Consider the following 11,299-nt stretch of genomic DNA (forward strand, 5'->3'; position numbering starts at 1 on the left):
AAATAAGAACATATATATTATGAAAAAAATACTCAGATTCATCCTTCCAATTATCCTATACAGCTTCTCTATTTTTACTATACAAGCACAAGATCGTCCAAATATTATCTTTATACTTACAGATGATCAACCATATGGGTATATGGGAGTAACCGGAAATACTATTGTAAAAACGCCTAACCTAGACAAATTAACTAATGAAGGTGTTCTTTTTACAAATGCACATATTACAAGCGCTATTTGCACACCCAGTAGAGTATCTATTTTACTAGGACAATATGAAAGAAAACATGGTGTTAATTTTAACTCTGGAACAAGTGTATCTAAGGAAGCATGGGAGCAAGCTTATCCTATTCAATTTAAAAAAGCAGGATATTATACAGGTTGGATAGGTAAAAACCATGCTCCAGTTGGTAAAGGTGGTTACCAAAGCGGATTAATGGAGAAAAGTTTTGATTTTTGGTATGCTGGTCACGGCCATCTAACATTTTACCCAAAAAAACACCATCCAATTTTTAAAAATGCAGAGTTTGATACGCAAGTAGAAATAATAGATGAAGGTGTTACTAATTTCTTAGATATAAATGAGCAAAAGTTTGAAGGAGCAGTACAATTTCTTGAAAAAAGACCAAGAGACAAGCCTTTTATGTTATCTATAAACTTTAATTTACCACATAGCGCAAGTACACGCACTATGCAACAAAAAGAGTCTGATGATGATATATACAAGTCTTTATATAGAGACTTAGACATACCACTCCCAGACAATTATATTGCTAAAGCTGATATTAAAACTCCTAAATTACCTGCTAGTATACACAGAGTAGAAGAAAGACAAGTTGGTTATAGTTTTGTTGATACACCTGAAGAAACAAAAGAAAGATATATAAGACAAATGCAAGCTATGACTGGCATAGATAGGCTAGTTGGCAACTTAAGAAAAAACTTAAAAGCTCTTAATATTGATAAGAATACTATTATTGTTTTTACTTCAGACCATGGACTTTATATGGGGCAACAAGGTTTAGGTGGTAAAGCATTGTGCTATGAAATTACAACTCATGTACCTTTTGTTGTTTATAACCCAAAACTTAAAAAGAAAAAAAGAGGGGTTAAAAATGATGCCTTAGTACAAAGTATTGACGTTGCACCAACCATCCTAAGTCTTGCAGGAGTACCTATACCGGAGGCTATGCAAGGTAAAGATGTATCAAAAATAATATCCGGAGAAAAAATAGCAGTTAGAGATTATGTATACACTGAGAATTTATGGTCTACACAATTTGGAAATCCAAGATGTGAAGCCGTGCAGAATAAAGAATGGAAATACATTAGGTACTATAAGAACAATACTTTCCCTGCATCAAAAAAAATAAAAACTGCAAAAGATTTAGGCATTAAAGAAAAGAACATGTTATATGCTGTTCACGATTCGGACATTGCTATTTATAGAAATTATATTGAATCTCCGTTACAAGGAGAAGAACCTGTTTACGAAGAACTTTATAATTTAAAAAATGACCCTTCAGAATTGCATAATGTAATAAGCAAAAAAGAACACAACGCCATCTTAGAACAGCTTAGAAAAGAATGGAAAAACCAAATAACAATTGCACGAGGTACCGAAAATCCAAAAGTATATAGATATACTATTGACAGCCAATTAGAAACATCTGATAAAGTACAATTAGAATAAATAACTAAACAACTAAATGAATTTTTTAAAACTAACTATTCTTTTGCTTTGCCTTTTAAAAATTAGCTATAGCAATGCACAAGAAGAAAACAAAAAGCCAAATATTATTGTAATACTTACAGATGACCAAGGCTGGGCCGATGTTGGTTTTAATGGATGTACAGACATACCCACACCAAACTTAGATAAATTAGCAGAAAGTGGGGTAATTTTCTCTAACGGGTATGTATCTCACCCCTACTGTAGTCCTTCCAGAGCAGGTTTACTTACCGGAAGATACCAAGCAAGATTTGGGCATGATTGTAACATGACGTACGACACAGATAATGATAACACTGTAGGCACACCACTATCTGAGGTAATGATATCTGAAGCATTAAAAGAAGTAGGATATAGAACTTGCGCAATAGGAAAATGGCATGTTGGAGACCATCCAGATTTACACCCCACCAATCAAGGTTTTGACAATTGGTTTGGATTTTCTGGTGGCGGCATGAATTATTGGGGAATTCCAGATGGCCCTTTAAAAACTATAGTTAGAAACGGTAAACCAGTTCCCGAAAAAGAATTAAGCTACATAACAGATGATTTTACTGAAGAAGCTATAAAGTACATTAATAAAAAAGATGACAAACCCTTTTTTATATACCTTGCGTATAATGCTCCACATTCCCCTGATCATGCTACAGAAAAATATTTAAAACAAACAAAACATATAGAATATAGTGACAGGAGTGTGTATGGTGCAATGGTAAATGCAGTGGACAATGGTATTGGGAGAATAGATGCGGCACTTACAGCTAATGGCATAAAAGACAACACTATAGTTGTTTTTCTTAGTGACAATGGCGGAAGAAAAGAACATGCAGATAATAGACCTAATAGAGGACATAAAGGAATGTTATTTGAAGGCGGTATTAAAGTACCTTTTGTTATATCGTGGCCTAAAGAAATAAAGGCAAAGCAAACCTATAATCAAAATGTTATTTCTTTAGACTTATACCCTACCTTTTTAGAAGCCGCAGGAGTTAATGTAGAAACTAAAAAACAATTAGATGGTAAAAGTTTATTACCTTACTTAAATGGAAACGTATCTACCGTACCTCACAAAACTCTTTTTTGGCGTTCTGTTGGCGGATTTGAGTATGCAGTAAGAAAAGGAGATTATAAACTTTACAAAAGCTCTTATAAAAACAAAACAATGCTTTTTAATTTAAAGAGTGATGCATATGAACGCAATGATATTGCCAAAAATTATCCAGCTATTATGGCCGAATTAGAACAAGATTATAAAACTTGGGATAGCAAAAACATTGCACCTGGTTGGTTAGACCCTCATCCTTAAAATGTAATAAAAGAAGAGAAAAAGCTTCAAGATGCTAGAAAAAAATCTACTAGAAAAATAAAATAATTAAAACCATCATAAATAATTATGAAAAACATATTTGCAAAAAGAATACTTCTTTTTTTTCTGAGTATAGCTACTTTTTTTTCCTGTAAAACGGTTGAAAAAACTCCAGAGAAACAACCAAATATTGTTTGGATTGTTTCTGAAGATAATTCTAAACACTATCTAAAGTTATTTGATGAAAATGGAATCGAAACTCCGAATATTGCTTCCTTATCAGAACAGGGTATTATGTTCACTAGAGCATTTTCTAATGCTCCAGTTTGTAGCGTTGCTAGATCCACAATAATTTCTGGTACTTATGCTCCAAGAACTGGGGTACAGTTTCATCGAAAAAGTGAATTAGCACCATTACCAGATGGTTTACATATGTTCCCTGCATATTTAAAACAAGCTGGATATTATACAACTAATAACAGTAAAGAAGATTATAATTTTGTAAAAAGTGATACCGTTTGGGATGATTCGTCAAAAAAGGCTAGTTATAGAAATAGGAATGAAAATCAACCATTTTTTCATGTATTTAATATAGGTACTAGTCACGAATCTAGAATTCATTTTACCAAGGAAGAAATGGATGCCGCTTTGGCAAAAGAAAAAAAAGAAAGCTTTATTCAACCAAATCATCCACAAACAGAATTGTTTCAATACACTAATGTCCATTACCGAAATAAAATTCAGGAAATGGATAAGGAAGTTGGAGCAGTAATTAAAGAACTAGAAGAAGACGGATTACTAGAAGATACCTTCATTTTCTATTATGGAGACCACGGAGGGGTCTTACCAGGAAGCAAAGGTTATTTATATGAGACCGGTCTTCATGTTCCTATGATTGTTCGCGTTCCCGAAAATTATAAACACTTAACATATTTAGAAGTTGGTAGCACCACGGAAAATTTCGTCAGCTTTATCGATTTAGCTCCTACGGTATTAAAATTAGCCAATGTCTCTATTCCCGAACAAATAGACGGAAAACCTTTTCTTACTCCAGAAAAAACAGAACAGGACAATACCACTTTTGGATATGCAGATAGGTTTGACGAAAAGTATGATTTAGTACGATCAGTACGCAAAGGTAAATACAAATACATACGTAATTTTCAACCTTTCAATTTCGATGGATTAATGAATAACTATCGTTACAAACAATTAGCTTATAAAGAATGGGGAACACTATATAACGAAGGTAAATTAAACGATATTCAATCCTCATTTTTTAAATCTAAAGCTCCTGAAATGCTTTTTGACGTAGAAAATGACCCGTACGAGACTATAAATTTGGCAAATGACCCAAAACAAAAAGAGAACTTAAAAAGTCTTAGAAACACTTTAAATGAGTGGATTAAAGGAATGCCGGATCTTTCTTTTTACCCTGAACATTATATTGTAAAAAATGCTCTAAAAAATCCCTTAAAGTGGGGGCAAGAGCATAAACAAGACATTAAAAAATATATTGCAACGGCAAACTTAATGCTGCAAGATTTTGGATCTGTTAAAGACAAAATAAAAAAAAGTTTAATCTCTAATGATCCTTGGGAACGTTACTGGGCTTTAATAGTATGTAGCAGTTTTGCCCAAAAAGCAAGTGTCTTTAATACAATAATAAACGATATTGCCAGAAAAGATTCTGAAGCACTGAATAAAGTGAGAGCTGCTGAATTTCTAGGGCTTACTAAACTAGATAATCCAGAGGAAGTATGCCTCGACGCTTTATACAATACCGAGTATCCCTTGGAAGCGTTATTAATACTTAACTCAATAACTCTTTTAAACTCAAAAGACATAGGATACTCTATAAATATAGATACGACTAAAGTAAAATCCTCAGTGATAAAAGACACACAAGTACTTAGGCGTATTAAATTTTTACTACCATAAACATCTACAATTTTCTAACTGAAGATTCTCTAATAGTTAACTCCCCATTTAAAACAATAGTTTGGGGTTCCATTAGAGAATCATTAATTTGTTTAAATAACAGTTCTGCTGCATTTTTACCTATATCAAAAGTTGGTTGTTTTACGCTACTTAACTTTGGTGTCATTAAATTTACCATTCTAGTTTCTGTGAATCCCATTAATGCAATATCTTGTGGTACCTTAATAGCATTACTTTTTAATTTAGAAATAACTCCCATTGCAACCCTATCGTTAAAGCAAAAAATAGCATCTGGCAAATCGTGATTATATATTAAATCTTCCATTATCTGCATTCCATCTTCAGCCAGCAAACCAGTTTCTAATATCTTATAATTCTCTTTAGGAATTTTATGTTTATTCATTGCCCTTTTAAACCCCTCTATTCTATCCACAGAAACATTCAAATTTTTAGACCCAGCCAAATAATATATTTTGGTATATCCTTGCCTTATTAAATGTTCCGTTGCAAAAAAAGCCCATTTTTTATTATTAAAAAGAACTTTCGATGCTTGTAAATTCTCTTTTACTCTACTCATAAATACAATAGGACAACCATTATTTAATTCTTTTAAATAATACTCCATATTTGTACTTTCCATTGTAGGAGCTATAATCAACCCATCTACCATGCTATGTATTAAAGTTTTTACATTTTTTAATTCTATTTCGGGGTTCTCATCAGATTGTGCAATTAACACCTGATATCCGTAAGCCATGAACACTTCTTGTATTCCAATTATAATTTCAGAATAATATTCATTTATAAATTCTGGAACAACAACACCAATATTAAAAGTTTTATTTTGACTTAGTTTTTTGGCAATAGGATTCGGAAAATAACCCATTTCTTCTGCAGTTTTAAGAATGAGTTCTTTTGTTTCCTTTTTAATATCATACTTATCATTAAAAGCCCTGGATACAGAGGAAATGGAAACATTCAATTGCTTGGCCACATCTTTTATAGTTACATGCTTCATAATTCTAAATAGTAAATTAAACTCTATACAATTTCCGAAAATCTCACTTTTAAGATATACAAGAATAGAATAATAGTGCTAAATGCTCTTTTCTTAATTAAAATATACCTAATTAATACGTGTATAATATTCCAACAATATACAATATAGGGCACATTATTAAGAATAATACAATTTAACCTAAATAGTTACTGTCCGGAAACGTTTCCGAATAATTAAACCGTTTCCGGTATCGTTTCCGGAAAAATAAACTCTACCCCTACACTTTTCTAACATCTTCTAACACTAAATTAACCCTCGAATTAACTTAAAATTAACTTAAAATCATTATTAATTAACAGACAAATTATGAAAAGAAAACATGTCTTTTTAATTTTCTTCTTTTGCTGTAGCGCTATGCTATGGTCACAAGAGAAAATAGTAACTGGATCTATTACAGATTCAGATGGAGTTCCATTACCTGGAGCCAGTGTTGTAGAAGTAGGAACAACAAATGGCACGCAATCCGATTTTGATGGAAATTATGAAATTACAGTAAACGAAGGTGCTTCAGTATCTTTTTCTTATGTAGGGATGGTAACACAAACAATCACTATTTCTGACCAAAACAAAATCAACATAACTTTACAAGAGGATGCCGCTCAATTAGATGAAGTAGTTGTTGTTGGTTATGGTGCTCAAAAGAAAATAAATCTAACTGGATCTGTAGAAGTTGTAAAAGCAGAAGAGATAACCAGACAGCCGGTTGCGCAAGCTTCACAAGCACTTGCTGGTTTAGTACCTGGATTAACAGCAACACAATCTAGCGGCCAACCTGGTTCGGATGATGCTACATTAAGAATAAGAGGTGTCGGAACTTTAGGAAATGGCAGAAAAAACAACCCTTTAGTTTTAGTAGATGGTATTCCAGATGATATTAATGGTGTAGATCCTAATGATATCCAATCCGTCTCTGTACTAAAAGATGCAGCAGCAGCAGCTATTTATGGGTCAAGGGGAGCAAATGGTGTTATATTAATAACTACTAAGAGAGGATTAGAAGGAGGTGTAAAAACAACTTACAACACTTATGTTGGTGTGCAAACTCCTGCTCAAAATCTTGACTTTGAAGATGCACTTGGATACATGGAAGCATTTAATGACGCCATACCAAATTCTTTTTCCGACGAAACTTTAGATCAATATAGAAGTGGTGTTGGTGTTGGAACTGAGGCTTTACCAGATACGGATTGGGTAGATTTACTTTTTTCACAATCGGGATTACAACATTATCATAACATAGGAATTAGAGGTGGTTCTGAAAAGGCAAAAATTGGTGGTTCTATCTCATACCTAAGTCAGGACGGAAATATACCTAATTATAAGTTTGAGAGGTATTCTGGAAGATTTAATACTGATCTTAAAATAAGCAATAAATTAGATTTAACTTTTGATTTAAACTTTAGAAGAGAAATTAGAAATCAACCAAGAGAATTATTACTAACAACTAGACAAGCTTATAGATTACAACCTTTATTTACTGCTATTAATGATGATGGTAGTTGGGGATCAGGTTTCAATGGAAGTAATGCTATAGCTCTAGTAAACACGACTTCGTTAGATGAAAATATTACAAATTATTTTAGAGGTGTTATAAAGGCGACCTACAAACCTATTGATGAATTAGCATTTACAGCATCATATTCTCCTCAGTATACAGATAGAGACAGAGATGCTTTTGTAGCTGGTTGGGTTTATAAAGAAAATTCTAATGCAGAACCTAATACCGATCTTGTTAAGAATAATAATTTAATAAAATCTACATCTGAAATTTTTACGGACAACTTTAACTTCTTAGTTAATTTTAATAAAGACTATGGAAAACATAGCCTTTCTGCTTTAGCTGGTTATGAATTTATAAAAACCCAATCAGAAAATTGGAATGCATTTAGAAGATCCTTCGTCGTTCCAGAATTTAGAACTTTAAATAACGGAGATGCAGAAACATCTACTAATGGTGGTAGTGCTACTCTCTTTGGATTAGAATCCGTTTTTGGAAGATTAAACTACTCCTATGACAGTAAATATTTACTTGAAGCCAATGTAAGAAGAGATGCCTCTTCAAGATTTGGGCCGGACACTAGATCACAAACCTTTCCTTCTTTTTCTGCCGGTTGGGTGGTTTCCAACGAAGATTTTTTCCCAGAAAGTAATTTCATAACATTTTTAAAACTTAGATCTTCATGGGGACAACTAGGGAATCAAGAAATTTATACCACAGATAATAATGGAAATCCTGTAGCTCAGAATTTTATATATGCATCTCAATTTGGACTTGGTAATGCGAATACAGTCTTAGGAGGTTCTTCTCAAGTAGGTGGGGCTCAAACCCAATTAGCCAACCCTCGTTTAATATGGGAAACAGGAGAAAACTTTAACGTAGCAGCAGACATTAACTTTTTTAACGACAAGTTAAAGTTAACCGGGGAATATTATGTTAGAAGTACAAAAGACATAATATTACAAATAGGTACACTGCAACCTAGTCAAGGTTTTGATGTTCCTTTTAGAAATGCAGGATCTGTTGAAAACAAAGGGATTGATATTTCTTTAGATTGGAGAGATAATATTGGAGATTTTAATTATGGAATAACTGCAAATATTTCTAAATTTAATAATGAAATTACGGATTTAGCTGACGGACTTCAAGAGTTGCCTCCTGGGCAAACCATAAATAGACTAGGAGAACAAATAGGTTCTATATATGGCTTAAAAACGGACGGCTTGTATCAAGAAAGTGATTTTACCTCAGGAGTCTTAAATACTAATTTACCAAGCCCGACCTTTGGAGCAGTTGCACCTGGTGATATTAAGTACATAGATTTTAATGAAGATGGTATCATAAATAATGATGATAGAACTATAATTGGTAGTACTATAGCAAATACCAATTGGGGTATTGATCTTTTTACATCTTACAAGAATTTTGATTTATCTATTTCTTTTATTGGTGAAAGTGGCAGAGATGTAGTATTACAAGAAGATGCAGGATGGTCTTTCTTTAATGCTGGGAAAATCCAAAAGTGGCAAACGGATTATTGGACTCCTCAAAATACAAATGCAGCCTATCCACGTGCTTTTGTAGCAAGTAGTTCTCCAAACTGGAGAGTTAATGAAACTTGGATGTTTGACGCTTCTTACGCAAGGTTAAGAAACTTATCCTTGGGATATAAATTTCCTTCGGAACTATTAGACAAATTAAACTTAAACAATTTAAGACTTTATGTATCTGGACAAAACTTATTAACTTTTGATAATATGCCAGATGGCATAGATGCTACAGTTCCTAATTTTACAACGGGTAATTTCTACCCTGTATTAAAAGTTTATACACTAGGATTAAGTGTAGGGTTTTAATAATTTAAAAAATGAAAAAGATGAAAAAAATAAAATATTTAGTAACATTTTGTCTTCTAATTACAGCCTTTAGTAGCTGTGAAGATGAGGTATTAAATTTAACAGATCCTGGAACTCCTAATAGTGCTTCTTTTTTCTCAACGGAAGCTGAATTAGAAGTCGCTTTAGTGGGTATATATGAACAATTAAACTATGTTAACGCAACACCCTTTCCTCAGATATTAGACCATACCACAGATTTTGGCTTTAGCAGAGGTAATGTCGCAGGTACAGCAACAGTTACTACGGGAGGTTTAACCTCTACCGATGGATTAGTTAACGGGTTTTGGAATGAGTTTTATCGCGGTATACAACGAGCTAATTCGTTGCTAGCAAATATGGAAAGGGCAAAAGATATTGCAAACCCAACTAGATACGAAGAAATAAAAGCAGAAGCGCTTTTTTTAAGATCATTGTTTTATAGCTATTTAATAGAGCTTTACGGAAATGTTCCTTACCATGATGAAAATACGGTAGACTCTCAAGATGCTTTACCAAGAACACCAAAGTCTGAAATTGTCTCAAATATTATTGCTGATCTAGAAGAGGCTGCTAGTATATTGCCATTAAATCCATCAGAAACAGGAAGAACCTCGGCAAATACTGCAAACGCTTTAATAGCTAGAATAGCGTTGTATAATGGAGATTACACCTTAGCTACTGAAAAAGCACAGCTTGTAATGGATAGTGGCATACAATTAGATAGTGATTATGAATCATTATTTAATGCAAACGGAATAAACTCTCAAGAAACTCTTTTAAGCTTACAATATGTAACGGGAGTTAAAACTCACAGTTTATCCGTAAGACAAGGTAGTAGATTTGGGGGCTGGTGTCAATTGGTACCATCGCAACAAACAGTAGACAGCTATGAAACCATTAACGGCCTTCCAATAGATGAAGACCCAGATTTTGATCCTGCTAACCCTTTTGAAAATAGAGACCCAAGATTAAAAGCTTCCATTGCTGTTCCTGGAGAAGAGTGGTCTGGTCATATTATTGAAACACATAGTGATAGTTTAGCTACTTGGAAAATAGAAAATGGTGCTAAATCCGAAAGAGTTTACAACCCTAATTCTACAAACCCTGCAGGAGTGAGTATTGTAGATCCAATTAGCGGAAATACCTTCTCTTCTGGTGGAGCCAACCGTTTTGTGTCTTTTACAGGTTATTTCTGGAAAAAATTCTCTGACGAGCCTACATTAAAACAAGAAACCGGTCTTTGGGCTGGAGCGGCAGAACACCCTGTTATTTTAATGCGTTATGCAGAAGTTTTACTAACTTATGCAGAAGCAAAAATTGAAGCTGGTGATATAGACAGCTCTGTCCTTGATGCTATAAACACGGTAAGAGAAAGAGCTTATAATGGCTCTGGAATTGCTTATCCGGCTATAACAACGACGGATCAAACGGAACTAAGAAGAATCATTCGTAGAGAGCGGAAAGTTGAATTAGCAGATGAAGGATTACGTTTATTTGATATCAGACGATGGGAAATAGCAGAAAAATTAATGAATACTGTTTTATTTGGAAGTCCAGCCAACGGATTTAGTAAAATTGGTGGAGACTTAGGGTTTATACCAAATATTGATGAGGATGGCTTTGTAACATACCCAGGAGCTCCTTCTCAACCTAGAATTGAAAAAGGTAACCTAGATTACAGAGAATTAGAGACCCGAATTTTTGACCCAGCGAAAGACTATTTATGGCCTATACCAGATGCTGAGATACAAGCTGCTGCAAGTAACGGTGTCACCTTAGATCAAAACCCTGGATACTAAAGTTCGCAAGTTTTAATTATACCTAGTTGAGTTAGTTTTTTATTATAGCAGGGGACAAAAGTTTGTTCCCTGCTTTTAAAGTT

The 11,299-nt window shown here is 33.6% G+C and carries 6 protein-coding genes; 5 read left to right on the forward strand and 1 reads right to left on the reverse strand.

The window, feature by feature from the left end; translation table 11 throughout:
• The first annotated feature begins 19 nt into the window (after nt 1–19).
• The 3 genes from Q0856_RS03290 to Q0856_RS03300 all read left to right on the forward strand — a co-directional run bounded on the left by Q0856_RS03290 (nt 20) and on the right by Q0856_RS03300 (nt 4,982).
• A complete protein-coding gene (locus Q0856_RS03290; protein WP_298502535.1) occupies nt 20–1,696 on the forward strand; it encodes a sulfatase-like hydrolase/transferase in 1,677 nt (558 codons plus the stop codon).
• 16 nt (nt 1,697–1,712) lie between these two features.
• On the forward strand, nt 1,713–3,041 hold the full coding sequence (locus Q0856_RS03295; protein ID WP_298502537.1) for a sulfatase-like hydrolase/transferase: 1,329 nt from the start codon (nt 1,713–1,715) through the stop codon (nt 3,039–3,041).
• Between the two features lie 87 nt (nt 3,042–3,128).
• On the forward strand, nt 3,129–4,982 hold the full coding sequence (locus Q0856_RS03300; RefSeq protein WP_298502539.1) for a sulfatase: 1,854 nt from the start codon (nt 3,129–3,131) through the stop codon (nt 4,980–4,982).
• Nucleotides 4,983–4,986: 4 nt separating this feature from the next.
• Here Q0856_RS03300 and Q0856_RS03305 read toward each other — a convergent pair whose 3' ends face one another.
• Complete coding sequence (locus Q0856_RS03305; RefSeq protein ID WP_298502541.1) at nt 4,987–6,000, reverse strand: LacI family DNA-binding transcriptional regulator; 1,014 nt, start codon at nt 5,998–6,000, stop codon at nt 4,987–4,989.
• Between the two features lie 348 nt (nt 6,001–6,348).
• Between Q0856_RS03305 and Q0856_RS03310 the strand changes: the two genes are divergently transcribed.
• Nucleotides 6,349–9,396: a TonB-dependent receptor gene (locus Q0856_RS03310; protein WP_298502544.1), complete on the forward strand. Its 3,048-nt coding sequence runs from the start codon at nt 6,349–6,351 to the stop codon at nt 9,394–9,396.
• A gap of 20 nt (nt 9,397–9,416) precedes the next feature.
• On the forward strand, nt 9,417–11,216 hold the full coding sequence (locus tag Q0856_RS03315; protein ID WP_298502547.1) for a RagB/SusD family nutrient uptake outer membrane protein: 1,800 nt from the start codon (nt 9,417–9,419) through the stop codon (nt 11,214–11,216).
• Nucleotides 11,217–11,299: the final 83 nt, after the last annotated feature.

It is taken from the genome of uncultured Maribacter sp. (assembly GCF_947496775.1).
Classification (GTDB): domain Bacteria; phylum Bacteroidota; class Bacteroidia; order Flavobacteriales; family Flavobacteriaceae; genus Maribacter_B.

Bases quoted from the DNA above. Each gene is read 5' to 3' on its own strand.
- Q0856_RS03290 (WP_298502535.1), top strand. From the start codon at position 20: ATGAAAAAAATACTCAGATTCATCCTTCCAATTATCCTATACAGCTTC.
- Q0856_RS03295 (WP_298502537.1), top strand. From the start codon at position 1,713: ATGAATTTTTTAAAACTAACTATTCTTTTGCTTTGCCTTTTAAAAATT.
- Q0856_RS03300 (WP_298502539.1), top strand. From the start codon at position 3,129: ATGAAAAACATATTTGCAAAAAGAATACTTCTTTTTTTTCTGAGTATA.
- Q0856_RS03305 (WP_298502541.1), bottom strand. From the start codon at position 6,000: ATGAAGCATGTAACTATAAAAGATGTGGCCAAGCAATTGAATGTTTCC.
- Q0856_RS03310 (WP_298502544.1), top strand. From the start codon at position 6,349: ATGAAAAGAAAACATGTCTTTTTAATTTTCTTCTTTTGCTGTAGCGCT.
- Q0856_RS03315 (WP_298502547.1), top strand. From the start codon at position 9,417: ATGAAAAAAATAAAATATTTAGTAACATTTTGTCTTCTAATTACAGCC.